At 66.9% G+C, this 24,843-nt stretch carries 27 protein-coding genes and 2 pseudogenes; 17 read left to right on the top strand and 12 right to left on the bottom strand.

Going from position 1 to position 24,843, the window contains the following annotated elements:
• Positions 1-168 precede the first annotated feature (168 nt).
• A complete protein-coding gene (locus tag ACIOMQ_RS17495) occupies positions 169-1,365 on the bottom strand; it encodes a cytochrome P450 (RefSeq protein WP_362198184.1) in 1,197 nt (398 codons plus the stop codon).
• Between the two features lie 285 nt (positions 1,366-1,650).
• Positions 1,651-2,436 carry an SDR family oxidoreductase gene (locus ACIOMQ_RS17490; protein ID WP_362198181.1) on the bottom strand — a complete coding sequence of 262 codons (786 nt, stop codon included), beginning with the start codon at positions 2,434-2,436 and terminating at the stop codon, positions 1,651-1,653.
• A gap of 379 nt (positions 2,437-2,815) precedes the next feature.
• Between ACIOMQ_RS17490 and ACIOMQ_RS17485 the strand changes: the two genes are divergently transcribed.
• Both ACIOMQ_RS17485 and ACIOMQ_RS17480 read left to right on the top strand, forming a co-directional pair.
• The gene (locus tag ACIOMQ_RS17485; protein WP_362198178.1) at positions 2,816-3,904 is read left to right on the top strand and encodes an NADH:flavin oxidoreductase; all 1,089 of its coding nucleotides are present in this window, start codon (positions 2,816-2,818) and stop codon (positions 3,902-3,904) included.
• A 172-nt stretch (positions 3,905-4,076) separates the two neighbouring features.
• Positions 4,077-4,412 (top strand): NAD(P)-dependent oxidoreductase, encoded by a 336-nt coding sequence (locus ACIOMQ_RS17480; RefSeq protein WP_402189402.1) that lies wholly within the window; start codon positions 4,077-4,079, stop codon positions 4,410-4,412.
• Positions 4,413-4,763: 351 nt separating this feature from the next.
• Here ACIOMQ_RS17480 and ACIOMQ_RS17475 read toward each other — a convergent pair whose 3' ends face one another.
• From ACIOMQ_RS17475 to ACIOMQ_RS17460, 4 genes are read right to left on the bottom strand one after another with little or no spacing between them, the layout of a single operon-like run.
• A complete protein-coding gene (locus ACIOMQ_RS17475) occupies positions 4,764-5,291 on the bottom strand; it encodes a hypothetical protein (RefSeq protein WP_402189400.1) in 528 nt (175 codons plus the stop codon).
• A complete protein-coding gene (locus ACIOMQ_RS17470) occupies positions 5,278-5,436 on the bottom strand; it encodes a hypothetical protein (RefSeq protein ID WP_402189398.1) in 159 nt (52 codons plus the stop codon). The genes ACIOMQ_RS17475 and ACIOMQ_RS17470 overlap by 14 nt, the downstream gene beginning before the upstream one ends.
• 41 nt (positions 5,437-5,477) lie before the next feature.
• Positions 5,478-6,407 (bottom strand): LysR family transcriptional regulator, encoded by a 930-nt coding sequence (locus ACIOMQ_RS17465; RefSeq protein WP_401756635.1) that lies wholly within the window; start codon positions 6,405-6,407, stop codon positions 5,478-5,480.
• Positions 6,404-6,853 (bottom strand): hypothetical protein, encoded by a 450-nt coding sequence (locus ACIOMQ_RS17460; RefSeq protein WP_402189395.1) that lies wholly within the window; start codon positions 6,851-6,853, stop codon positions 6,404-6,406. The genes ACIOMQ_RS17465 and ACIOMQ_RS17460 overlap by 4 nt, the downstream gene beginning before the upstream one ends.
• 916 nt (positions 6,854-7,769) lie before the next feature.
• Here ACIOMQ_RS17460 and ACIOMQ_RS17455 point away from each other — a divergent pair.
• Positions 7,770-8,330 carry a DinB family protein gene (locus ACIOMQ_RS17455; protein WP_362198169.1) on the top strand — a complete coding sequence of 187 codons (561 nt, stop codon included), beginning with the start codon at positions 7,770-7,772 and terminating at the stop codon, positions 8,328-8,330.
• A gap of 664 nt (positions 8,331-8,994) precedes the next feature.
• Here ACIOMQ_RS17455 and ACIOMQ_RS17450 read toward each other — a convergent pair.
• From ACIOMQ_RS17450 to ACIOMQ_RS17440, 3 genes and pseudogenes are all read right to left on the bottom strand, one after another.
• On the bottom strand, positions 8,995-9,453 hold the full coding sequence (locus tag ACIOMQ_RS17450; protein WP_401268852.1) for a hypothetical protein: 459 nt from the start codon (positions 9,451-9,453) through the stop codon (positions 8,995-8,997).
• A gap of 586 nt (positions 9,454-10,039) precedes the next feature.
• A complete protein-coding gene (locus tag ACIOMQ_RS17445) occupies positions 10,040-11,029 on the bottom strand; it encodes a CehA/McbA family metallohydrolase (protein ID WP_401268855.1) in 990 nt (329 codons plus the stop codon).
• Between the two features lie 558 nt (positions 11,030-11,587).
• Positions 11,588-11,962, bottom strand: a pseudogene (locus ACIOMQ_RS17440) (VOC family protein); the annotation flags it as partial.
• A gap of 122 nt (positions 11,963-12,084) precedes the next feature.
• Between ACIOMQ_RS17440 and ACIOMQ_RS17435 the strand changes: the two are divergent.
• On the top strand, positions 12,085-12,240 hold the full coding sequence (locus tag ACIOMQ_RS17435) for a DUF6131 family protein (RefSeq protein ID WP_362198160.1): 156 nt from the start codon (positions 12,085-12,087) through the stop codon (positions 12,238-12,240).
• Positions 12,241-12,272: 32 nt separating this feature from the next.
• Complete coding sequence (locus tag ACIOMQ_RS17430) at positions 12,273-12,719, top strand: SRPBCC family protein (protein ID WP_401268858.1); 447 nt, start codon at positions 12,273-12,275, stop codon at positions 12,717-12,719.
• A 319-nt stretch (positions 12,720-13,038) separates the two neighbouring features.
• Here the strand turns inward: ACIOMQ_RS17430 and ACIOMQ_RS17425 are convergent, their stop codons facing one another.
• A complete protein-coding gene (locus tag ACIOMQ_RS17425) occupies positions 13,039-13,296 on the bottom strand; it encodes a hypothetical protein (RefSeq protein ID WP_362198154.1) in 258 nt (85 codons plus the stop codon).
• A 649-nt stretch (positions 13,297-13,945) separates the two neighbouring features.
• On the opposite strand from ACIOMQ_RS17425, the gene ACIOMQ_RS17420 reads away from it, so the two are divergent.
• From ACIOMQ_RS17420 to ACIOMQ_RS17370, 11 genes are all read left to right on the top strand, one after another.
• The gene (locus ACIOMQ_RS17420; RefSeq protein ID WP_401268861.1) at positions 13,946-14,737 is read left to right on the top strand and encodes a histone protein; all 792 of its coding nucleotides are present in this window, start codon (positions 13,946-13,948) and stop codon (positions 14,735-14,737) included.
• Positions 14,738-14,743: 6 nt separating this feature from the next.
• The gene (locus ACIOMQ_RS17415) at positions 14,744-15,847 is read left to right on the top strand and encodes an SRPBCC family protein (protein WP_402189391.1); all 1,104 of its coding nucleotides are present in this window, start codon (positions 14,744-14,746) and stop codon (positions 15,845-15,847) included.
• Positions 15,848-16,598: 751 nt separating this feature from the next.
• Positions 16,599-16,994, top strand: a complete 396-nt coding sequence (locus ACIOMQ_RS17410; RefSeq protein ID WP_362198148.1) for a gas vesicle protein — start codon at positions 16,599-16,601, stop codon at positions 16,992-16,994.
• Between the two features lie 87 nt (positions 16,995-17,081).
• Positions 17,082-17,546, top strand: a complete 465-nt coding sequence (locus ACIOMQ_RS17405) for a gas vesicle structural protein GvpA (RefSeq protein WP_362198144.1) — start codon at positions 17,082-17,084, stop codon at positions 17,544-17,546.
• A 3-nt stretch (positions 17,547-17,549) separates the two neighbouring features.
• Positions 17,550-18,263 (top strand): GvpL/GvpF family gas vesicle protein, encoded by a 714-nt coding sequence (locus ACIOMQ_RS17400; protein ID WP_402127811.1) that lies wholly within the window; start codon positions 17,550-17,552, stop codon positions 18,261-18,263.
• A gap of 9 nt (positions 18,264-18,272) precedes the next feature.
• Positions 18,273-18,524, top strand: coding sequence for a gas vesicle protein GvpG (locus ACIOMQ_RS17395; RefSeq protein WP_259930026.1), 252 nt, complete (start codon positions 18,273-18,275; stop codon positions 18,522-18,524).
• A gap of 82 nt (positions 18,525-18,606) precedes the next feature.
• A complete protein-coding gene (locus tag ACIOMQ_RS17390) occupies positions 18,607-19,053 on the top strand; it encodes a gas vesicle protein (RefSeq protein ID WP_401268872.1) in 447 nt (148 codons plus the stop codon).
• Positions 19,050-19,919, top strand: a complete 870-nt coding sequence (locus ACIOMQ_RS17385) for a GvpL/GvpF family gas vesicle protein (protein ID WP_362198134.1) — start codon at positions 19,050-19,052, stop codon at positions 19,917-19,919. The genes ACIOMQ_RS17390 and ACIOMQ_RS17385 overlap by 4 nt, the downstream gene beginning before the upstream one ends.
• Positions 19,916-20,152, top strand: coding sequence for a gas vesicle protein (locus ACIOMQ_RS17380; RefSeq protein ID WP_362198131.1), 237 nt, complete (start codon positions 19,916-19,918; stop codon positions 20,150-20,152). The genes ACIOMQ_RS17385 and ACIOMQ_RS17380 overlap by 4 nt, the downstream gene beginning before the upstream one ends.
• Positions 20,142-20,549: a gas vesicle protein K gene (locus ACIOMQ_RS17375; protein ID WP_401268875.1), complete on the top strand. Its 408-nt coding sequence runs from the start codon at positions 20,142-20,144 to the stop codon at positions 20,547-20,549. Before ACIOMQ_RS17380 ends, ACIOMQ_RS17375 begins: the two co-directional genes overlap by 11 nt.
• 16 nt (positions 20,550-20,565) lie before the next feature.
• Positions 20,566-20,739, top strand: a complete 174-nt coding sequence (locus ACIOMQ_RS17370) for a CsbD family protein (protein ID WP_362198125.1) — start codon at positions 20,566-20,568, stop codon at positions 20,737-20,739.
• A gap of 822 nt (positions 20,740-21,561) precedes the next feature.
• Here ACIOMQ_RS17370 and ACIOMQ_RS17365 read toward each other — a convergent pair.
• Both ACIOMQ_RS17365 and ACIOMQ_RS17360 read right to left on the bottom strand, forming a co-directional pair.
• Complete coding sequence (locus tag ACIOMQ_RS17365; protein WP_402189389.1) at positions 21,562-23,706, bottom strand: M48 family metallopeptidase; 2,145 nt, start codon at positions 23,704-23,706, stop codon at positions 21,562-21,564.
• Positions 23,703-24,182: a hypothetical protein gene (locus ACIOMQ_RS17360; RefSeq protein WP_401268880.1), complete on the bottom strand. Its 480-nt coding sequence runs from the start codon at positions 24,180-24,182 to the stop codon at positions 23,703-23,705. The genes ACIOMQ_RS17365 and ACIOMQ_RS17360 overlap by 4 nt, the downstream gene beginning before the upstream one ends.
• 116 nt (positions 24,183-24,298) lie before the next feature.
• On the opposite strand from ACIOMQ_RS17360, the pseudogene ACIOMQ_RS17355 reads away from it, so the two are divergent.
• Positions 24,299-24,499: pseudogene (locus ACIOMQ_RS17355) on the top strand (IS5/IS1182 family transposase); the annotation flags it as partial.
• Between the last annotated feature and the right edge of the window lie 344 nt (positions 24,500-24,843).

Genomic DNA, 24,843 nt, shown 5'->3' with positions numbered 1-24,843 from the left:
GGAGACAGACGTGGGCCGTCGCGGACGGTGCGCCCCGGCCATGACCGGGTGCGCGGACCTCTCAACCGCCAAGGCGCAGGGGTAGTAGGTGGATGACATCGTTGTGGATCCAGGGCAGGGTACGCAGGCAACGCCGTCCTCGCGCGGGGATTCGGGCCGGCGAGGACCTCACCAGCTGACCGGCAGCGCGTCCACCCCGCGGATGAGGCGGTCGGTCCGCCAGGACATCTGGTCGGCCGGTACGGCCAGGCGCAGACCGGGCAGGCGGCGAATCAGGGACTCGAGCACGATTCGCAACTCCAGCCTGGCCAGTTGCGCACCGAGGCAGTGGTGCACGCCGTGCCCGAAGGTGACGTGCGGAATGTACCCGCGGTGGAAGTCGATCTCCTCGGGGTGGTCGAACACCTCGGGATCCCGGTTGGCCATGCCCAATTCGGCGACCACCGCGTCGCCGGCGCGAACGGTCTGCCCACCCAGTTCCACGTCCTCTGTGGCGATACGGGTGAAGCCGGCGGAGGCGCTGATCGGGATGATCCGGGAGAGTTCCTCGACCGCATCGGGTACGAGACCGGGGTCGGCGACGAGTTCCCGCCAGAGATCGGGATTGGTCAGCAGCGTGTAGACGAAGTTGCCGAGCTGGTTGGCGGTGGCCTCCTGGCCGGCGGACAGCAGGCTGACCCCGAGGCTGACCAGTTCCTCCTCGCCGAGCCGGTCCTCCTCGTCCTGTACGGCGACCAGTTCGCCGAGCAAGTCGTCGGTGGGTGCGGTGCGGCGGAGTGCGACCAGACCGGCGAGGTAGTCGTTGAGGTGTCCGCGGGCCTGCGCGGCCTGGTCCGGATCGGACAGCATCAGCAAGCCGTCCACCCAGACGTTGAACCGGTCACGGTCGGCAACGGGCACACCGAGCAGTTCGCAGATCACCGTGATGGGCAGCGGCCAGGTCAGCGCCTTGGTCAGGTCGGCGGACGGTCCTGCGGCGATCATGGTGTCGAGCAGGCCGTCCACCATCTGCTGAACGCGCGGGCGCAACGCTTCAACCCGGCGCAGGGTGAACGAGTTGGCGACCCGGCGCCGCAGTCGGCTGTGCTCCGGCGGATCCATGCTCAGCATGGAGGTGCTGGGCAGTCCGACAGCGACCGTGCGGGGCACGTCCTCGCCCACGGCGGCGGCACGGCTGAACCGGGGATCGGCCAGCACGGTCCTGACGTCCGCGTGCCGCGTGACCAGCCAGGCGTCGCCACCGTAGGGCAGGCTCACGCGCAGCACCGGCTGTTCGCCGCAGATCTCGGCCAGCCTCGGGTCCACGTTGAGCCGGTCGACCGGGCCGAACGGATAGGCCCGGACCCCTTCCCCTGTCGCGGTCATCGTGTCAGTCCTTCCAGTCCTGGCAGCGGATACCCATGAATGCTTGGTTACTGGTCCCACAGAGGTTCGTGTTCTTCACGGTTCGCGGATGTGTTGTCGCCGACAACGGTCCTGCCGGGCACGGTGCCGATGTCGTCGGCGTCTGTGCGGACACTGCCCAGGACATGTGTGACCCGCTCCGCCCGGTGAATGACCGACGAGGCGAACAAGTGCCGAATCTGGTCGAGGGTCAACGAAAGGAGTCGGTGTGGCGTCCACATGTACGGGCGCCCGCCATGCCGCAGGTCACAGGGATGCGCTCCGCCCGCCGTCGATGACGAGAGTGCTGCCCGTGATCCACGCAGCGCGTGGGGAGACCAGAAAACCAACCGCCTCGGCGATGTCATCTGACTGACCGAGGCGCCCGAGTGGAATTTCGTCGGCCCATTCTTCCGAATCGCTGCCGAGATAATCAACGATCTTCTCGCGCGCCTCGTCCGCCCCCGGTGTCATCACATTCCCGAGAGAGACAGCGACGACGCGGATACCCTGCGGCGCCAACTCGGCCGCGAGCCCCTTGCTGTATGTCTCGAGTGCGGCCTTGGCGGCGGCATAGTGCAGAATCATCGGATAGGACGAAATCGTGGCAATGGACGAGACATGCACAACAACTCCGCCTCCATTCGCGCGCATGGATGGCACAAGTGCGGAATTGACCCGAACGGCGGCGAGGAAGTTGATGTCCACTGTGTACTGCCAGTCGTTCTCGATGTCCAGCGCACTCTGAAAAGCTCGACATCCACCCGCATTGTTGACGACAATGTCCACTCCGCCGAGATTGTCCAGCGCGGCATCAGCGAACCTGCGGACACCGTCAGGCGTACTGAGGTCGGCTCTCACGAACTTGGCCGCGGACGGAGTGTGCTCGGTCGAGCTACGGGCAGAAGTGACAACGGTAGCGCCGGCGTCGAGCAGGTTCTGCACAATTGCGGCACCAATACCGCGACTGCCGCCGGTGACCACGGCTCGCTTGCCTTCCAGCTCGTTGGGGATCTTTGCAGTAAAGCGATTTTGACTCACCCTGAATTCCACCCCCTTCCTTGCCTCAACAACCCTGTCCACAACACAGGTCGGTCATGGAAATACATTCTCCAGTTGCGATTCAAAACGAGAGTTTCATCCCAGCTGATCACGGTGTAGCGGAATCACTGGAACCACTATCGATGATCTCATTGATACGGTCAAGATGATTATTTCGATGCACTGGATCGCATCGTGCGATCCAACGTTCCGACGACACTCGTACGCCATCATTGCCGACTGGACGTTGCGATCAGCGCAACTGATAATCGTGCGATATCGACGTGCGGTCGCAGCAGTTTCCGCACAGCCTGGAAGCGCTTTGTCAGGTTGCGGAAACAGGCGTACACGGAACGTCCGCGCAAGGAGTGCCGACAACTCGGGAGGAACAATGGCGAGCCTGGACGAGCCGTTCATCGTGGGCGATCTCATGGTGCCCAACCGGATCGTGATGGCCCCGATGACCAGGATGAAGTCCCCCGGCGGCGTGCCGGGCCAGGACGTGGCGGAGTACTACGCCCGCCGGGCGGCCAACCAGGTCGGGCTGATCATCACCGAGGGCACCTACGTCAACCGCGCAGCTGCCGGCGCGTACGACGGCGTGCCCCACTTCTACGGCGAGCAGTCCCTGGCCGGCTGGGCCCACGTGGTGCGGCGGGTGCACGAGGCCGGCGGCAAGATCATTCCGCAGCTGTGGCACACCGGGGTCGCGCGTACCGGGACCGAGCCGCCCGCCGAAGGCCCGTCCGGGCTCGGGCTGGACGGCACCCCGACCGGGAGAGCCATGACCCAGCAGGACATCGATGACACGGTGGCCGCCTTCGCGGAGGCCGCCGTGGCCGCCGAGCAACTCGGTTTCGACGGCATCGAGTTGCACGGCGCGCACGGCTACCTGATCGACGACTTCCTGTGGAGCGGCACCAACCGGCGTACCGACCGCTACGGCGGCGACCCGGCCTCCCGCGCCCGCTTCGGCGCCGAGATCGTCCAGGCCATCCGCGCGGTCGTCGGTCCGGGATTCCCGGTCTTCTTCCGGCTCTCCCAGTGGAAGGTCAACCAGTACGAGGCCCGCACCGCGGAGACCCCGGACGAACTCGCGCAGATGCTGACGCCGCTGGCCGACGCCGGTGTCGACGCGTTCCACGCCTCCACCCGCCGCTACTGGCTGCCCGAATTCGACGGCAGCGAGCTCAATCTGGCCGGCTGGGTGCGCAAGCTCAGCGGCAGGGCCACCGTGACGGTCGGCTCGGTCGGCCTGGACCAGCAGTACGGCGTCGGCGACTTCGCCCAGGGCTTCACCCAACGGGCCGGCCTGACCGGCATCGACGAGCTGGTGGCCCGCCTGGAACGCAACGAGTTCGACCTCGTCGCAGTGGGCAGGACGCTGCTGGCCAACCCGGACTGGGCGGCAAAGGCGTTGCGCGGCGATCTGGCCCAGACCGTCCCCTACGACCCGGCCGTGCTCAGGACCCTTGCCTGACAGCTGCCTCGACGGCTGCCCCTGACCCTCAGCACCCGGGCAGGGACGGCCGTCGTTGCGGATCCGGGGCGGCGGCTGACAGGACGGCTGCCTCGGCGATGTCCCGCCGGAGTCGGCCGCCGCGCGCACCACGGTGCCACCGCCCCGGACCGCCGGCCTGACCAACGCGGGCGTGCACCGCCTCGTGGTGGTCGGGCTCGCATCGATCATGCCTGGTGCGTCCGGCGCTCCCCTGATGGACGAGCCCGGCTACCCGAACGAGTACCGCTCCTTCTCCCTCGGCCACGCGGCGGGCCTCGACGAGCTGCGGAGGTGTGACCTGGACTGGGCGTACGTGGCCCCGGCGGGCGACTTCGACCATAAGGGCACGCGCACAGGCCGGTACCGGATCGCCGAGCGCGGCGACCCGGCCAGCCGGATTTCGTACGCGGACCTGGCGATCGCACCGATCGACGAGATCGAGGCGCCCCGTCATCACCGGGCCGCCGTCAGTGTGCGGGAGGCGTGACGCCCGAGGTCCACGACGGCCCGGGGCGTGGGGTGCCGCTCCAGTGGAGCGATCACCCTTGTGCTTGAGCGGCGTCGCCGGTTCTCGCGGCGATTTCGGTGAGGTTGGGACCCCCAAGAAGACGGGCGAGCTCCTTGCTCCGACGCGGGCGTCATTCCGTATCCGATGAATGGGGCTGATGGTCACAGGGAGACCAAGATCAACGACGCTGGGTTCGGAGGGGTGTCGGTCAAGCTGGGTAAGCTCCTCCTCGGCTCCGGTGAGGCTGACCTTGAGCCCCTCGACCTCGCCGAGCCAGCCTTCGCGCAGGCCCTCGTCGATGTGGCGGGCGGTCATGCCGACGTCAGCGCCCTAGTGGCGCATCTGCTCCAGCTTGCCGTCGGGGAAGAGCTGCTGAATGCCCTTGAAGAGCCGTGTGGCCTTGTAGCCGCGCAGAAAGCCGTAGCCGGGCAGCACGATCCGGTTGACCATCAGCTGGTTCATGCCCGAGATCGCGCCGTTGCGCTGGGAGTCGCGCCGGTCGTCGCCCAGGACTCCGGCGTGCACGACCTCCTTGCCCCGGTCGGCGCCCGCCGCTCGCCACCGGGCCTGCCAGCCGTCCCCGGGGTGGGACTCAAGCCAGTCCAGGGTCCGGCCGGTGAAGGTCAGGAGCCTGACGCCGGGATCGACGCAGCGGGAGTACGTCCTGCGGGGGCAGAGCGGGGAGGCGGGCAGCAGTGCGAGGATTTCGTCGCGGCTGCAGTGGCCGTGCGGGCCGACGCGGTTCTCGTCGGCCTTCAGGTCGTGTTCGACGAACAGCGGTCGTGCCGCGTTATGCCGGTGCCGGCGAGTCGGGTCCGGTTGGCGCGTCGTCCTCCGGCGAAGCTCATGCCTGACCACCCCCGAACAGCACCGCCAGGTCGCTCGCCACGTAGCCCGAGGCGACGGCGGTCGAGGGGACGGGGTGCCTTGCCCGCTCCTCGCGGTCGGCCAGATACTCCTGGACCCGAGCGATGACCTGCTCTTCCTCTTCAATCAGGTACAAAAATGCATATTCTCGGCAACCATACCGAAGGACCTCTCGAGTCACGCAACAGAATTCACTTCACGGCTGATCAGAACTGCCGACCTGAGCACTTCCAAGAAAGCCTTGCCTCGGCTGCTCATGGTGAGATCGGGCATCATGGCCACACCGAGAGAAACAGAAGGCCCATCACCGAAAATCTCGACTGCTCGAACTCTCCCTCCATCCAAAGTCGTCACATTCGAAGCGCGTTGATACATCAATGCGAACCCGGAACCAGCAGCCACAAGGCCACGCATTGTCTCAAGACTCGCTGTCGTGATCACTTGAGGCATGGGGACGCCGGCGTCCGCAAACATCGCCTCGAAATGTCTGAGGACAGTCGGGATGTTCAAGGTGACAAGCGGTCGAGCGGCCAACTCGTCCAAACCGATGCAGCCGGCCTCGCCCATCGGGTCGCCATCAGCCAATAGGGCATAGAGAGGCAATTCGATGAGGGAGTGGAATCTGGAATCGCCCGATAGGAAATCATAGGTCACAATTAATTCACATCGACCGTCTTGCAGGAAACCCAAAAGTCGATCAGCAGAGGCCTCGTGAACGTTCAATTGCAGCGTTGCATACCGCTCTTTAGCCATCCGGTAGACCGAGGGCACCAGAAAAGGGGCGACGGAAAGAAAGAATCCGACGTCGAGCTGACCAGCAGTGTCGCTCGCCAGGGCATCGCCCTGAGCTTTGAGGTTCCTGGCCTGCCCCAACAACGCGCGCGCCTCTCGCAGTAAGTGGCGACCGCTGGGAGTGAGGGTGACCCCACGGGCATGATGACGAAGAAGGAGCTGCACACCAAGTTGCCGTTCCAGCCTCATAACGGCCGCCGAAACTGTTGACTGTGATGCACACAGCTTCTCTGCCGCCTCTGATATGTTGCCAAGCTCAGCAGATACAACAAAGTATCGCAATTGCGTAAGACTGAAGCCCAGGCGATCGGTCACCGTGCACGTCCGGAGACCTTTTCCCGGTGTCTGACCATTCGGTTTCCGCGTTCATCGGCATGGCCGTCGAAGGGAACCCGGAAGCCGGTGGCGAACCGTAGGCAGTCGGCTTGCCGGTACAGGATCGGGCGTGCCAGAACGTGGTCCTTGGCGTCGATCGGAGTCCGGCGCCGACCGATGGCGGCCACCGCGATCACCGCGGCGGAGCGGATCAGGCGGGCAGGGGTGGCCGGCACTACCGGGTCGATGGCGTCACGACCGGCAGTACCCACCTCGGCCACCGGGGACTTGAGGTCCAGCGGCCCGTCCCGGACCTGGTCGACCCAGCACCAGACGCCCTCCTCGGCAGGAGCGGTCTCGGTCACCGCAACCAACTCTCGCAGCAGATACGCATTGCGCAGCGTGGGCGTGGCCGGATAGCAGTCATAGGTTGCCCCTGGCGTCATGCGCGGCGACACTCTCCTCAGCGGTCCGGCCGGCGGCGAGCAGGCGGTCTCCCCGCTGGTAGGGACCGGACGTCCCTACCAGCATGAGCGGTTGTGCTCTTGCGATCCTCAGACCGTCGACTACTCGGTCGCGCTCAGGATCCTGTCCGGTTCCGCGTCCGGCTCGGCGTCGAAAAGTGCTTTGAATCCGGCCGAGTTGGCCTGTTCCTCAAAGAACGACTCGGCTGACACTGCCGGAAGAACGCGGGCCTCTTCGCGAGGGAATACGATTCCATGGTGGACCCCAATCCCTCTGTGACAGCAGGGCCACAAGAGTAATATCCGATGGCCGACCCCCGTCGCGGGCGTCACTCCTGGTCCCGCCCTTCACGCTAATGGAACCTCACCACCTTAGGGTGGTCGTGATTATGGACGCGCCCCACCATTTGGACAATCGTCAGGTGGCCAAAGGGATTCGTCGATGAGGACGGGCGAGGCTCCGCAGGGTGGCCGGCACGGGGCGCCGAGGAGAACGTTTCCCACGCGCCGAAACCGTTTGAAGGGCGGCCTCACCACCAACGTTGTCATCACTCTGCGAACAAACCACGTTGTTTCACCCGGAATCCGTTCAGGTTCCGGTTGTGTCGTCGGCCGGGCCGCGGTCGGTGTCATTCCGGCCAGCCATGCCGCGCGCCGACGGCAGGCCGGGTGTCCTGTATCCGCCCGGCGCCCAGCTCAGAGTTCGAACGAGGGGTTGGGAGTGGGCTGGACTGGGCTGTGTGGAACGATCCGGCTCGTCTTCGAACGGAAAACCGTGAGCTCCCCAGAGGTCTCGACGACCGCCAGGGACCGCCGGGCGGTCGTCGCTCGCGGGGCACGCCGGACACACCTCGATATTCGGTTGCCTGTCGGACCACTGCTCCGGATCATGAACGTAATGAGCGACATACCCGATCGGTGGAGCAGGGCCAACGTCTACCCCGACATGTGGGCGGACCCCGACGAGGACCCGCGCAACAGTGACGGAGTCAGCCCTGACGGTGAGTTGGCGACGCTCCAGGACTTCCTGACGAGCTATCGACTGACGCTGCGGATGAAGTGCGAGGGGTTGGATCCGGAGCAACTCGCGCGCCGGTCGGTGCCGCCGTCGACGATGTCTTTGCTGGGGCTGGTCCGCCATCTTGCCGAGGTGGAGCGGGACTGGCGCAACTGGATCCTGCCGGGAGACCCCGCACCGAAGCTCTACGGAGCGGATGATGGCGACTTCGAGGGAGCCGTGGCGGAGCAGGAGCTGGTCGAGGGCGCATTCGCCGATCTCGACCGCGAACAGGCCGCAACCGACGCGGCGCTGGCCGAGCATACGGACCTGGGTGCGCGGGTGGGGCGTGACGGCGACTCCGTCCGGGAGTTGTGGGTTCACCGGATCGAGGAGTACGCCCGCCACTGCGGGCACGCCGATCTGCTGCGCGAATGCACCGACGGCCGGGTGGGGCAATAGCGCACTCGACCCGCTGGAAGCAGCAGTGACGTAAGGATTGGGGCCGGGCCCGGGGAGCCAGGCGACTTCTTGGTGGCGGCGGTGGTGACCGCCACCACCGGAATGATCAGTCCCGTTGCGCTTCGCGAGACACCGGTTGACCGCTCCTGCGGAGCTACGCAGACCTGATCGCCCACGTCCTGTGGCACAACGCGGAGTTTCTGCACCACTACCCCACCCGCCGCGTCGCCCTGCACGCCCTCACCCGTATCGAGACCACGTTGGTCCTGTGCACCTACAGGGCCGCCGCCACCCTGCGCGACTGACGACCCGCTGCGTGCCGCGTGCTGCCTGGCGCCTGGTGCCTGGTGCCTGGTGGTAATCGTTCCACTGAATCCGGGGCGCGGCGGCTTCGGGGTTCGCCCCTGCGACCGCGAGATGAGCGCGAAGCCGCCCTCAGTCACAGGGAGTCCTGTAGACAGCCGTGTACGGCCACTGCGCGAAGGCGCCCGGCGCACGGGATGTACTCCGAACCTTTCCGGCCGTCCTGGTACAGCACGTTCACACCGTCAGGTCGGTGCCGATCAGAAGCGAGCGGTCGGCCGGTGGCCCGTCCGTGGGCGGGAGTACCGGCCGACCGCGCCGGTGGCCCGGCCCGGCGCTTTGCCGGTGCCCGGCGATCGGCTCAGAACACGAACGGTCCGGGCGTCTGGGCGGAGGTCGCGTTGCATGTCACGGTGATGCCCATGACCACGACCTTGAGGGACTTGGCCTCAAGGCTGTCCCCCGAGGCGACGGTCCCACTGAGCGGGCCCGTGGACACGGGACTGCCGGCGGGAATGGCAGGGTTGGAGCTGCCGGTGAACGTCACCGTGCCCGCACCCTTATTGGTAAGCGTGAGTGTTGATTTGACCGAGTTCGCCCCGACGGCGATGGGGGCGGTGATGGCTGACGTCGAGAGATTGATGGTCGCGGACGTGCCGTTCTGGGTCGCGGTGAGGGTCGCGGCGCCCGAGCCGTACAGGCCGCAGTCGAAGGAAATGGTGGCGGTGGTGGGGGTGACCGCGTCAGCTGTGGGTGCCAGCGCGAGCGTACCCGCGGCGAGGATGGAGCAGACACCGATTCGCCGTATGCCATGCCTCATGGTGGTTGCCCTTCGTGTGGGGGGATTGCCGGCGCGTGAGTTCACGATGTCACGCCGGAACGACGCAGTTCCCTGACGGACCGTCAAGGAAAGCTGCAGCCCCATTGAGACATGACGCCCTGGAGACAACAAGGCACATCACCATGATTCTTGACATGCCACGGCCAATTTCAGGACAGCGGTCACCGTGCTGCCTAAGTCCGGCGACAGAGAGCATGCCTGCGATTCCCATGGGGGAGGAGGGAGGGGCGCCGGTGCGCGCGAAGCCATACCCACCGCTCTCGTCCTGCGCGGAGGGAAGTCTCCTGCCGCACCGGGCGGCCCCGCCGGTGTCCTCGCCGGGTGAACCGCCCGATCTTGTTCCGGACGAGCCGTCGGAGCGCAGGGCCTCATTGCTGCGGGTCTGTCCTCCCAGACACCACCACCGCCGCCCTGGACGCCTGCCGGTGCCGGATCGGGTCACGCCGGTCCCGCTCATGGACGCCGTCCCGTGCGTTCGCAGTCTGCGCGGCCCTCCACCAGAGCTTGCTCTCGTCTGCCTGTGGCCTCATCTGCATCGGCGCAGGACGGGCCGGCACGTAGAGGTTCAGGTCAGGATGATCGGGTTCGTGAGCGCCGCCATGTGCCCCTGTGCGTGGCGTACTTCGATCCGCACGAACGCGGACTCCTCCGCGGTGGTAAGCCACTCGGCGACGCCGGCACCGTGGTCCGGAAGTGATGCGCAGTGGACCCTGCCCCGGTCGGTATGGAAGCTGACGGCCGCCGACCGGACGCCGCGTACGTGGGCCCGCACAGCGACCTGCTCCCCCGAGGTCTTGAGGTGCTCGCCCACCTCTGCGCTGCGTCCACCTGCCGTGGCAGTGAGCGACAGGTCGACGGTGGCTGATCCAGCGGTCCAACTCCGGCCCGCGCGAATGCCGGCAAGGATCGCCGGGGTGCTCAGCTCCTCGGCGAACACAACGGTGTGCGGGATGCCGATCTGGCCCTCCAGATGGGTGTCGCTGTTGCCCATCATCGGCCGCCACCGGCCCGCGCGCATGTCCGCAGTCAGGCCGCGTCCCCAGTCGGCCAAGGCCGCCTCGTTGTCGGCATTCCACGGCCGGTCCGACGACCACAGCCCGTTCCACACCTCGACCACGTCAAAGCCCTGGTACGGGTACATGAAATCGCCTGACGGATAAGGCGCGTGCGGGTGTGCCGCCGCACACAGTCCGCCGACTCCGTGCACCTCACCCAGATACCGGTCGATCTGCCCGTCCTGCACCCGATACTCCCAGTCGACCACCTGCCCGGGTCCGATACCGAGAGCGAGCCAATGCCCAGTCTCGGTCGTCACTTCCTCACCAAGGACCACCAGAAGATCAGGACCGACGTGGGGAGCCCAAGCACCGTGCGCCTCAGCGGTGTTGTGTTCCGTGGTCGCGATGAAGTCGAGCCCTGCCGCACGCGCGCCCGCCACCAGCTGTTCCGGGGTGAGCTCGCCGTCCGAGTACACAGAATGAACATGGCAGTCGCCGCGATACCAACCACGTCCTCGGCCGACCGCACGCAGGGGCGGAAAGTTCGACACCGGCATCCTTCTCCTCCGTCATTGACCTGCCAACCGAACGCACGCAGCTCACACTGCGTTCCCGGGGAGCACGTCTGCTCGTCGTTCCCACTGGTCAACGACTTCGTGTCTGTCAACCGGGCAGGAAGCACGGCCACCCGCCCCTCCGTGCCGGATATCGAAGTGCGACGCTGCCCAGTCAGCACCGGGTTGGTACAGGAGAGGTGATCAGGGGTGCTGACCGACATGCTGCTTCAGGTCAGCACCGAGCTACCGGGCCCCATCGAAATGTGCAACTCGGACAGGCACCTGCCAACTCTCCATACGGTCGTCGGGGCAGTGTCAGCACTGCCCTCGTAGTGGCCGCCTGCACAACCATCGCCGAGAACATGGGATCCCACCGTATACGTCCCTGACCTGCGCGTTCCTCCAGTGCGGCAACAGGAAACCGTCCCCGCCGACCGTCTGGACGTGGAACTCATGGACGCCTCGGCATCCGCCCTGCCGACCACCCGCTCGCCCAAGCGCATCGTCGCCGCAAGTCTCATCGGGACCACCATCGAGTGGTGCGGACGACTCATCGCATCAGTGGGGTCTCCTCGCAACGAGAGGATTGCGATGTGTGACGGGGTGTTGGTGTCCGCTTGCGGCCCATTTCTGCGGCGCCAGGGCGCGTAGGACGCAGAACTCGTTGCTCTCGGGGCCTGCGTGACCACCCAGTTTCGGTCTGAGCCCAGACCCACATCCGTCCTGGTGGCGCCGAGGCCGAGCAATCTGGTCACCTCGACCTCGGTGCCGGGGGTCGATCGGGCTGACGTCGAGGTGAAGCCGGTTCTTCACGTTCTTGCCCTCGGGCACCTGGATGAACAGCAGGGTGGGCGACATCTGGCGGGCCCGAACATCCTCGACAGTCGGCACCCAGGAGCCGATCTCAACCTTGCCCTCACTCCGGTCGATCACATTGCCTGCGCTCGCGGGATGGCCTTGTCCCTGGTCTGGCGGACGACGCCCTCACGCGGTCTGTATCGCCGTGCGTATGTGTGAGGCGCATACTAAAAAGACCTGGGAGAACGGAGGACGCCATGATCATCCTCGGCGTCATTCTGCTGGTCATCGGTCTGGTGGCCGGCATATCGATCCTGTGGACCATCGGTATCGTGCTCGTCGCGATCGGCATCGTTCTTTGGATCCTGGGTGCCATCGGGCATGCGGTGGGCGGTCGACGGCATTACTGGTAGGGCTGCTTGTTCCGTCCTGGATGGGAGCACACATGGCTGTACGACATCAGCTCATCGCCCGGGAACCGCCCGTACTCTGGGCGGTTCTGGAGGACGAGAGCCGCTACGCGGACTGGGTGGTGGGGACTTTCAACTCCGTTCCGGGCGAAGGGTGCTGGCCGGACGTCGGATCATCGATCAACTACACGGCGCGTGTGGGACCGAAGGAGTTCCACGGACACACGACGGTCCGGCGCCTCGACGCGCCACGTGCACTGGAACTCGAAGCGTACGGGGGGCCGTTGGGTACGGCACGGATCGCCTTCGACATCCGGCCGTGGGGCGACAAGACCCTGGTCATTCTCGACGAGCATCCACTGCGCGGGCTGGGAGGGAGTCTCCACAACACAGTTCTCGACGCCTTTGCGCAGATCAGGCACCGCAACATGCTGCGACGACTTGCGGAAGTCGTCGAAGGAATGCCCCAGGACACGGGGTGAGCGACAGGCCGGGAGAACCAGCCCCAACACGTCGTCTTCCCACCGATACCGGGTGACCGGAAGAATTCGAGGGGGCATCGCAGCACCGCTGGTCAGCTGACCGTCCCAGCGACACGGCCCCCAGCACGCCGGCCCCGGCCGCATGGTCAATCCACAGGACCAGCCCGAGGCGTACGCCCACCGACGCCGGTCACAGTCCCGTAGTGGCCGCCATCCCCTTGCGCAGTACTCCCCCAGTCTGCGCAGGTACGAGGACACCGTCCTGCCCACCGGCAGCCCTGTCGACACCCGAAGACGTCTTGGACTGCGTCTGCGGTCTCTACCTCGCCGGGTTGCGGAAGTAGACGGGAATAGCCGTGGCTTTGGTGAACGACTGGTGGGCCGCCCTCTCCACCCTCTGGTCCCAAGTCAGGGACCGCCGCAGGTGCGGCGGAAAGGATTCGACGGCCGCGGCGAGGGTGTTGCGGGTGGCCAAGCCGCTGTGGCTGCGCCCCAGATGTACGAGCATGAGATAGCGGGTGGAGCGCTCGACCGCCAGGTGGCGACGAGAGTGGTGCTCCTGACTGCTACGGCGCACGCCGCGGAAACACGGGGCGTCACGCCCTTGCCCGGCGCGGACTCGCCGCGCCGCGACCACGGCCGTGGAACAGCCCTTCGTGTACCCGGCGGGCACCGTGACCGTACGGCTGGTACCTGAACCCCGCAGCCATGAGAAGGATGGCGGTGCGCCGTCGTCCGCTGCACCGCCAAAACATCGGCCACCACAGCAACCGCCCACCCCGGTTGGTGCGCTTGATACCTCCGCCCAAGGTGCGAGGCGCTCGATACCCATCAGACTTGAATGCATGGCAGAAGAACGTCGGCCGCGCGGCGGGAAATCCTCGACGACAGTCGCGTGGCGAAAGCGACGACTTCCGAAGCGCGACGGAACGATTCGGAAGCGTGCGCCGCGCACGTCGAGCTGCGTTTGCGGGACCGCTGCCCTGTTGCAACGTTGCCGTCGTCGCAGGCACTCACGTTCAGGCCGCCGGGTTCTGACATGAGACCGATCACGGGCCTGCTCACGCCCCCGGAGTCCTCCGTGCTCGGCCGACTGTCCTGAACCGGGAACTTGAAGACGGTGATATCGACACGAAGGAGTTTGATCCGGGAAGAGGAAAGGCTGCTCGACCGGTTGCATGCTGCACAGGTCGGCCCCGTACCGAACGATCGAAGGTGACGCACTCATGGATGACACAGCCAAGGTGACCCTCGCGGCCGCAATAGTGGGCGGCTATGTGCTGGGCCGGACGAAGAAGGGCCGGCTGGCGCTGACCATTGCCACGTACCTGGCAGGGAGACGGTTCGGCCTTGAACCCCGACAGCTGGCCGCCGAAGGGATGCGCAGGCTCGGAGAGATTCCCCAGTTCGCCGAGCTGCAGGAGCAGCTGAAAGGGGAGGTATTCGACGCGGGCCGCAAGGCAGTAGCTGCCGCCGCCGACCGGGGTATGAGTTCGCTGGCCGACGCCCTCAGCGACCGTACGGCCCAGCTCGGTGAGAAGCAGGACCAGGGGGAAGAGGAGTGGGACGAGGAAGAGTACGAGCCGGAAGAGGAAGAGGAAGAGCCGGAGGCCGGGTACGAAGAGGGCCAGGAGGAGGAAGAGGAAGAACAGCCGGAAGACGAATACGAGGAGAGGGAGGAGGAAGAGGAAGAGGAAGAGCCGGAAGAGACGCAACCGAAGCGGCGCCGCACTTCTCGCCAGCCAGCCCGGCCCAAAGCGGGCGCAGCACGCAAGAAGGCCGCTCCCGCCCGCGGAGAGCAGTCTCGGACGGCCAAGAAGTCCCCCGCCCGGAAGACGGCTCCACCGAAGAAGACTGCTACGAAGAAGACCGCTCCCACCAAGAAATCCGCTGCCCGGAAGACGACTCCGGCGAAGAAGACGGCCGCGAAGAAAACTGCTCCGGCCAAGAAATCCGCCGCCCGGAAGACGACGTCGCCGAAGCGAGCTGCGTCCAAGCGCGCCGATCGTCGGAGGTAGCCAGTCATGACCAGGACAGAAACAGACCGGCCCACGGCACAGAAGTCGGGTGCGGACCGACTTCGCGAAGAGGCGTCCAACTTCCTCAGTGCGCAGGTGGAAAGACTCGCCGAGAAGGCGGGCGACAAACTGACCGATGTCACTGGGCAGCTCACCGATGTGGCCGAGAGTGGAACGCTTCCCGCGATCGGCGCCCGTATTCTCCAGGGCGAACCCCCACTGAAGGCATTCGTCGGGGAGAAAGCCAAGGGCGTCAAGGACAAAGTCGTGGAGAAGGTCAAGGAAACGTTCGGCGGCGGAAAAGGAAAGCGCAAGTCGAGCGGCGGCAAGGTCATGAACATCATCGAGGTTCTCGATGTGGGAGTGCCCCTGCGTGTCGCGTACGACCACTGGACGCAGTACGACCAGTTCAGCAGCTTCGCGAAGGGCGTTCGCGACGTCTCGAAGAGCGATGAGATGTCCAGCGACTGGAAGGTCAAGGTCGGCCCCTCCTCGCGCAGCTTCAAAGCGACTGTCCAGGAACAGATTCCCGACGACCGCATCGTTTGGACCTCCGAGGGAGCCAAGGGAACCACCCGTGGTGCGGTCAGCTTCCACGAGCTGGCACCCAGCCTGACTCGAATCGTCCTGGTCGTGGAGTACTACCCGTCCGGGTTCTTCGAGAAGACGGGCAACCTGTGGCGCGCCCAAGGGCGCCGAATGCGACTCGACTTCAAGCATTTTCAGCGATACGTCTCCCTCGCCCAGGAGGAGCCCGAGGGCTGGCGCGGTGAAATCCGGGACGGTGAAGTCGTCGTGTCCCATGAAGACGCCGTCGAAGAAGAGGACGCGGAGCAGGAGGACGCACACGGCGAGGAGCCCGAGGACGAAGACTACGAGGACGAGGACGAGGACTACGAGTCCGAGGGCGAGGACGAGGACTACGAGGACGAAGGCGAGGACGAGGACTACGAGGACGAAGGCGAGGACAAGGACTACGAGGACGAAGGCGAGCCTGAGCCCGAGGACGAAGAAGAGGACGCGTACGAGGAAGACGAAGAGGAAGACGAAGAGGAAGAGGACGCAACCCCCTCCGGGAAGCAAAGAGGACAGCGGCGACGCCGTGACTGACCTCGATTTCAAACAAGGGCTACCCCGCTTCGGGGCTGCAGACCACCAGTCCTGAGACTCACCCGTCTTGCCGGGCCGTAGAGGGGTCGTGATCCTCCGTGAGACTTTGCGTGGCTTGGGCACCGGTCGGTGCGACGGGGGTGGCCACCTTTCGTACTGCGAGCAACGGGCTGACGGCGCACGAAATCACGCACGCAACACGACCGCGTCCGTGCACCACTCGATGGATTCCACCACTGCATTCGACGGCTACGGCAGCAACCGCCCCTTCGAGAATTCGGATGGGTCGGCGGACTCAGGGCTGTCCCGATTCTGGCGTTCCGACAACACGGCGAGGTGCCGTAGCTGTCGTCGCACGCCCGCCAGGGATTACGGGACAGCCCATAGGCAACAGGCAGCCGTGGCGGTACTGCACTCCGGAGCGCAGTAGCGTGAATGCCGACGTTCCGTCATTCTCGAAACACGCACGGCTACTGATCGCCGCTTGCGTTCGTCATCGGCGTCCAGGGCCTCAGTGAAGGCGATTCCTTCCTTGAGGAATGGCGTGCCCACCGCTCACAGCGTTTCTTGTGCGGCAGCGATGGCGTTATGGAGCCGGCAGGGGCTACGGCACACGGATCAGGAGGCCGTGCCCGGCACTGAAACAACGGTGCGAGCTCCGAGATGCAGTCAGCCCAGGCCGTATATTATGGAATCGCGTCTTGCGAAGGGGACGCGGGCATCATGTGGTCTCCGATTCCGGAGCGGGAACATGGCCGTAGGCGAAGAGGACGAGGCAGGGCGCGTCCGGCGTCCGTCCAGCAAGAAACCCGTCAAGAAGACCGCCAGGAAATCCAGCACCGGACGGGCCGGCAGCCGTACGAGTGAAACGAAGCGTGCGGCCCATCGGGTTTCGGCCCCGCGGGCCATGCGGTACGCGGCCGAGCAGCTCCAGGAGCTTTTGGGGCGAGCACCCGAATCCGTCTCGGCGGTGAAGCCGACGGAGAGCGGCTGGCAGGCGGACGTCGAGGTCTTGGAGCTGGAGCGTATCCCCGGCACCACCAGCGTGATGGCGAGCTACCGGGTGACGCTGGACGAGGAAGGCGAACTGCTGGCGTACGAGCGCACCCGCCGCTACACCCGAGCCCAGATCGACCCGCGTGGCTAGGGCCGGAATGCACGTGCTGTACCGCCTGCTGGACGAACGGAAACGGCCTCGTCCGGAGCAACGTGTGAGCTGCTGAAAGGAGGCACCATGACTATGGTGCCGCAGGGCGGAGGAACCGTTTCCAGGGCCGGCGGAGGAGGGTCGGGGAATCTTTACGACATCCTCGAGCTGATTCTGGACCGTGGCCTGGTGATCGATGTCTTTGTACGCGTGTCCTTGGTGGGCATCGAGATCCTCAAGATCGATGCCCGCATCGTCGTGGCGAGCGTGGATACCTATCTGCGCTTCGCGGAGGCCTGCAACCGCCTCGACCTGGAGGAGGGCCGCAAGGCTCCGTCTCAGCTGACCGACCTGGTCGGCGAGGTGACCGAGGGCGGAGCGCACGGTAAGGCCAAGGGTGCTCTGAGCGGGGCCGCTGACGTACTGACCGATGCTCTGAAGGGAGGACATGACGACGAGGAGGCCGAGCAGCCGGAAGAGAGGCGCAAGGAGCCCCAGGAGAGGCGGGAGCGGCCGCGGCGTCGGCCTGCCGCCCGACGCCGCGAGGAGTGAATCATGGGCGTATACGTGTATTCCGTTGTCAGGGCCACCCATCCGCAGCGCTTGGACGGCCTCCACGGGGTGGGGGAACCGCCTGCGACCCTTCGCACGGTGCGTACCAAAATGCTGTCCGCGGTCGTCAGCGACGCGCCCGAGGAGTTGCGTCCCAAACGCCGAGACCTCGGCGCACACCAGGCCGTCCAGGAACAGCTGATGGCCGACGGCACCGTTCTGCCGCTGCAGTTCGGCTTCACCACCACGGACGACGACGCTGTACGAGCGGTCCTGGAGGACGGGGCGGATGAGTTCAGCGAACGCTTGCAGGCGCTGGATGGCTGCGTGGAGTACCACCTGAAGGCCGCCCAGGACGAGGATGCGCTGCTGCGCCAGATCCTTCAGGAGTCCGCCGAGGCGCGCGAGCTCAACGAGGAGATCAGAAGCGGCCGCAGCAGCCCGGACCTGCCGCTCGCCCTCGGGGAGCTGGTCTCCCGAGAAGTGCAAGCGCGGCAGGATCGGCTCGCCGTCGGAGTCCTCGATGCGCTGCGCGGATTCGCGCGGGAAGAACGCTCGTCGCAGCCGACCGGGAACGACTTCCTGAATGTGTCCTTCCTTGTGGAGCGGGACAATGAGAAGAGCTTCCTCGGCGCGGAACAGGACATCGCCAAGGAACTGGGTGAGGACTTCGACCTGCGGCTGGTCGGCCCGCTGCCCGCCTACAGCTTCGTCTAGGGAGTCCTCATGGGACTGCTGACTCAACTCGCGACTCTTCCGCTGGCGCCGGTGCGCGGCGTGGCCTGGGTCATGGAGCGCGTCGTCGAGGCCGCGGAGAACGAGTACTACGACCCAGCACCCGTCGAACGGGAACTCGCCGCACTTGAGCGAGCGCTCGTGGCGGGAGACATCGACGAGGAAACCTTCGACCGGCGCGAGGACGAGTTGCTCGACCGGCTGGACGAGATCAGGGCCCATGTCCAGGGCGTCGACACCTGATCGCGGCAGCCGGCGGGGCGGGCGCGTCGCCACGCGCTCCCGTCGAGGCTCCGGGACACCAGGGAATTGAGGTGCAGCGGCCGTGACCGAACCCGTCGCCAGGAGGCTGGGCGACCTACCGTCCAGGTCCGCCCCGTACGGCCAGGGCTCCTCGGCCAATCTCGCCGACATCCTGGAGCGCGTCCTGGACAAGGGCATCGTCATCGCAGGCGATATCCAGATCAACCTCCTGGACATCGAACTGCTTACCATCAAGCTGCGCCTGCTGATCGCGTCGGTGGACAAGGCGAAGGAAATGGGCATTGACTGGTGGGAGCACGATCCCTCACTTTCGTCACGCGCCAACGACGGCTACCGCTCACTCGCCGAGGAGAACAAACGGCTGCAGGCCGAGATCACGGCATTGCGCGAGGACCGTGAGCTGCCACCGGCCGGGGACGAGGAGAGCCGTGCCGCTGCCCCCCGCCGCACCTCACGCGCCGAACGGGCACGGCCCAGCCCCCGCAGCGAGAGGCGGGACGAGCAATGACCGAGGCCATCACCTATGCGTACGCCGTGGCACGGGACACCGACGGATCGCTGGAGGAAGCTCTGTCCGGGCTCTCTGGAGTAGCGGACACGCCGGTGCATCTAGTGCGTGTAGGGCGCAACGATGATGTGGTGGTCGCCGTGAGCCCGGTACCCGAGCGGGACTTCCAAGAAGCCGCGCTGCGAACGCATCTTGAGGACTTGGACTGGCTGGAGGCCGTTGCCCGCGCCCATCACCGGGTGATCGAGGCGTTGGCCGCCCGCACCGCCGTCCTGCCACTGCGTCTGGCGACGGTATACCTCGACGACGAGCGGGTGCGACTGATGCTCCGGGCACGCCATGAGGCGTTCGCCGGCAGACTGACCGACCTGGCAGCGCAGGTGGAGTGGGGCGTCAAGATCTATGTCGAACCGCCCGCGGCGACCGAGAGCCCAACAGACGCACCCACAGGCACGGGCCTGAACCCAGACACCGGCGTGAGCCCGGACACGGGCCTCAGCCCAGACGCGGATCTGAGCCCCGGGCGGGCCTACCTCAGCCGGCGCCGAGCACAGCGGCATGCCCGCGAAGACGCCTATCGGGACGCCGAACAGGCAGCCGAGCGGGTCGAGGCCGCCGGTCGCGCTCATGCGGTTGATCGCGTCCAGCATCGGCCGCAGCAAGGCGAACTCGCCCGCGGGCCGGGAGAGAACGTCATCAACGACGCCTACCTTGTACCGCTGCAGCACGCCGAAGACTTCCGCGCCGACGTCATGCGGGCCGCAGAAGGGCTCTCCGGTGTACGCGTCGAAGTCACCGGGCCGTGGGCCCCGTACTCCTTCGCCACCCTCGCTGAGGCCGAACCGCGGAAGAAGGCCATGCCATGAGGGCGGCGGACAGGCGGGAGGAGCCGCTGCCTGAACGGCAGATCGCACTGATCGACCTGCTGGACCGGTTGCTCAGCGGAGGTGTGGTCCTCACCGGTGACGTCGTGCTCTCCATCGCCGATATCGACCTCGTACGCATATCGCTGCGCGCGCTGATCGTCTCCATCAGCGAAGAGAATCCTTCCCCCTGGCATGCCATCTCAGCACCTGCAGGAGACGACCATGACCGGTGAGGACCGTCCGCCCGGAAGCCGCCTCGACGAGATCGCCGAAGCAGCCGCCCGCGCCTTCCGCATGCTGCCCGCAACGCCGCAGGACATCCTGCCCCGGGGCGGCGCGGAGGTACGAAGGCCGGCCCACCGGGTCACCACAGCCCCGGACACGGTGGAACGGGACCTGATCAAACTCGTACTCACACTCGTCGAGCTGCTACGACAGCTCATGGAACGCCAGGCCCTTCAGCGGGTCGACGCGGGCGACCTCACCGAGGAACAGGAGGAGCGTCTCGGAGCAACTTTGATGATTCTGCACAGTCGTATGATTGAACTCTGTTCTCGATACGACCTTTCCTTGCAGGATCTCAACTTGGATCTTGGACCTCTTGGAACTCTGCTGCCACCACCCGAATGAGCCCAGGGAGAACGACATGGGTATCGGAAAGAAATCCAAGAACATTGGCAACATCACGGAGGGGAAAACAAAGGAAACGGTCGGACGGGCCGTGGGCAACGAAAGCCTGGAGGGAAAAGGGAGGGCCCAAAAGATGAAGGGCAAAGTGAAGCAGGCGGTGGAGAAGGGCAAGGATATCTTCAGGCACTGAAAGAAAGAAATGCAGAACTGGCCGGCGGCCGCACTTCGAAGCAAGGACGGGCCGGCGTCCGGCGGAGCACGTGCTGTTGCAGTCGACGCAGCCGGTAGCGGGACGGAGGTGTGCTCGCGGCCGAGGTATCGATGGCGGACACGCGGGCAACCACGGGCAACACCGAAGCGGGCGGCGGCGATTGGGCTGCGCCGGTACCGGAACACACGTCCAGCATGTCGGTAGCCGGAACCCGCGTCCGGCATCTCGGATGCGGATGGCAGATGCTCGCGCCACAGAGGTCAGTCGGATTCGAAGCCCTTCCTCAGCAACTCGTGCGCGCAGCACCTCACCGAATGCAGGTCGGATTCAGTGAGGGCCCGACGCCACGGGGTCACGCCATGGCCCCACTCGGCCGGGTCGGCCATAGCGATGTCTGCGCCCGTAGCTCCCCTCACATCAGCATTCCGGGCCCCACGCGCCGACGCCTGACCGGGGGCCCGACCGTACCTCGCCGCACGACCGCCTGCGGGCGCCAGATCATGCTGATCGAAGCAACTCGGACAGGGGCCTACCGGCCTGCAACACGGTCCTCGAAGCCGTCCCGGCACGCCCGTCATGGTGGCCCCGCGCACGCCTGGCCCGAGAACTATGGCGTCCCACCACATACGCCCCTGACCTGCGTGTTCCTACGTTGTGGCAACACGAAACCGTCCCCGCCAACCGTTCGGAAGTGGTACGCATGGGCTGCCTCGGCATCCGCCCGGCCGACCACCCGCTCGCCTCAAGCGCAGGGAATGAGCGGTCATGCCCCTGATCAGCCCCACCCCATAGGGCATCCCCTCAGGGTCTGTCCGGCGGGGTGGCGTCCGGGCTCGGTGCGCCCGTCCGTCGAGAGAAGGGGCGGCCGCGCGGTAGCGCCGCCGTCAGGAGGGTGCCGAGGACCGCGCCCTCGATCCCGACGCCCAACTGGGAGCCCCACAGTGCCCGCGGCATCGACAGCGACAGCAGCCCCCCGACCACGAGTGCGGTGGCCACCGCCCACACCATGCCACGGGTCCTGGCCAGCCCGCCCGCCAGCGTCCCCGCGGCCGCCGCCATCGTGATCGGGGTGAGGAAGTACGGGTACGCCAGCGCGCCCAGGCCCCGCGCCTGCGCCCACCAGGTATAGGCGGGCGGCAGGAGGACGGCCGTCAGCGCCGTCATGACCAGCGCCACGAGGAGGGCACGCCGGGCCGGCCGGACCCGGTCCTGCACCATGTACCGAGCCAGCCGCCGACCGCGTACGGCCCCGGCCAGCGGCACCCCCAGCAGCAGCGCCAGCAGAGCGAGCAGCCACCACGGATCGACCAGCTGGGTCATGTACACGTACTGCGTCCACACCGCGGCGTGCAGCGGTCCCGGCATCGCGGCCAGCCGCTCGTCCATGAACTGGCCGAACTCGATCTGCCACTGGAGCCCGAAGACGGTGTCCGCCTCGGCGACCACCGCACCCGCCACCACCAGCCCCGGCACCGCGACCGTGAGGAACGGCCGGCGTGCCAGATCCACCGAACGGGCCCAGCAATCCCCGAGGAACTGGCACCACAGGGTGAACAGCAGCGCCAGCAGTGCCACCGTCAGCCAGCCGGAGAACTGCGAGGAGAAGCGCAGTCCCGGCAGCATCAGATGGTCGACGACGGCACTGGGCGAGAGGGCGAAGCCCGCCAGCACCCCGAGGCCCACCCCCAGCCGGAAGGGCACCGGCGAGGGCGCTCCTGCCCGGTGGCCCAGCCGGTGCAGTGAGGCGCGGACGACTGTCAGCAGCAGCACCAGCACCACCAGCAGGGTGATCAGCCACGTCGGCCACCAGCCGCTGATGCCGCCGCCCTCCCGGATCCGTGCAGTGACCGAGGCCACCGGATCCCAGGAGGTCGGCAAGCAGAAACCGATGACGAAGGCGAAACCGAAGCCCTGGTGCATCAGCAGCGCCTCGTCCGCCAGGCAGGCCCGGCGCTGCGCGAACGACGGATGGGTGCGGGTGAGCCGCGCCCACCAGCCGCGGACCGACCGCCGTGGCCGGCCGCCGGACCCCGCCGAGGCGAGGTCGAAGGCGTGCAGCAGCGGGGCGGAGGTCCCCAGCCACTCCACTACCCGGGCGTCCGCCCGGAACTCCCTGGTCCGCAGGATCACCGAACGGGCGACAAGCGCAATCGCGGCGAGAAAGGCCGAGTCGAACAGCGCGGCCCCCGAGTACGGGGCGCTTCCTGGCACAAAGACCATCCCGACCAGGTCCCCGAACATCCTGGGGAACAGCATCAGCGCGAAGTAGCAGCGCAGCATGCCCAGGGTGATCAGGGTGATGTCGACATCGCGGTTGCGTAGATGCGCCAGCTCGTGGAGGACGACGGCCCGAAAGGCCGCACGGTCCGCCGCGCCCGCGTCGTGGAGGCGGATCAGGCCACGGCTGAGGATGATGTGGCGGCGGCCGGCACGGCCGAAGGAGACGCCGTTCACCCCGGCGTCGAGGAAGTCCACCAGGAAGGTGACCCCGCGGGCCTGCTCGACGCCCGCGGCCAGGCGGGCGACCTCCGCGTGCAGAGCGGGGAAGCGCTCCGCGTCCAGCGGGCGCACCCCGCGGCGCCGGGCACGGCGGGCGGAGCGGAACCAGTAGTGGGCGGCCGTGGCCACGGCGAGGATCACGTACGAGACGAGGATGCCCTGCGAGGTGCGGTCGTCGCTGGAGTCGCACGGCTCCTGCCGAGGACCGGCCCTGATGAAGTCACCTGTCCCGCCGGCCTCCCGCATCGCCTTGCGCACGCAGTCGTTGAGGTCGGTGGCGCCCCGGCCGCCGGCGATGAAGTCGGCGTAGCCGGGGTGCAGGACGGACATGGACGCCAGCACCGCACAGATCAGCAGGACGAACGCGAGGAGCGTCCCCGAGGGCAGCGGCCGACGCGGTGGCGGCACCGTTTCCAGGTGCAGCTCGCCGCTCCCCGCGGCAGTCATGTGCCGGAACCGGGCCTGTCGGCCGCCCTCAGCTGGTCCCGGACCGCCTCGGCGAGCAGCTCGGAGCGGTCCGGCGGCAGACCGAGGAGAACGGCGGTACGTCCGGCCGCGACCCCCAGCTCGGCAATCCGCTCCTCGGTGAGGGCGGGAGGCCGCTGTCCGGTATCGGGCGCGGCCGGGTCCTCGCCGCGACCGCGGGTCAGCAGGCGGCGGAGCCGGGCCACCAGACCGCTGCCGACCGTCTCGCCCATCATCTTGACCACCTCGGTGGCGACCCCGCAGGCGATGCTGGTGACGACGAGTTCGGCGGCACCGCCGAAGGCCAGCGGATCGTCCCCGGGGCGCCGCCGGGCCCGCCGGCCGGGGTGCTTCGGCAGGCTCGCCACGGTCTCGTCGAAGTAGGGCAGCTCCTCGGGGGCGATCCGCGCCACGATGGCCCGCCCCAGTGCGAGGTCCGCGGCCTCGGGCTGTTCCACGTCGGTCTCCCTCCTCGGCGGGACATCGAAGGAGCAGCACCATAACGCACAACTTCCTTGTGTGCAGGACTACTTCAGAGCGCTTTCACACTGGCCCCACTGCGGCTGGTACTGAAACGGGCGCGAGCACGCACGACCGCCAGGCCCTGCTCCCGCTCGTGAAGGGCATACCGTCGATCCGCTCCCGCCGCGGACACCGACGACGCACGTCGGCAGAACTCCACGCCGGCAAAGGCTACGACTACTCCCACCTGCGGCGATGGTTACGCGAGCGCGGCATCACCCACCGCACCGCCCGCAAGGGCATCGCGACCTCCGCGCTCGGCGACGGGTCCGGCACGCCGGGGACCGTCGCAGCCGTCCGGGAGGTCGGCGAACGGCGGGGGTGGCGGCCGGAACGCGGGCCGGCATGCGGCGCTACGCGGAACGGGCCTCCACGGAGGCGGCCGGCCGGCGGTCACGATGGCGTGCGGACGCGGTCGCCTTCTTCGGGCATCCGCCGCTGTTGGGATCGGTGGCTCAGCTCTGTACTCAGCACGCTGCCTGTCCGGTCGTTGTGGTCCGTGACGGTGGCCGGTGAGCTCTCGGCGAGCAGCACAGGGATGGCCCCGTCCGCGTCGGGCTGTCCCCTGTATCCAGCAGAGCCACACCCTTCCCTCAC

It is taken from the genome of Streptomyces sp. NPDC087845, from assembly GCF_044742755.1.
GTDB lineage: Bacteria > Actinomycetota > Actinomycetes > Streptomycetales > Streptomycetaceae > Streptomyces.
The sequence above is the reverse complement of the archived record's forward strand: the minus strand, read 5'-3'. Positions and strand labels throughout refer to the sequence as shown.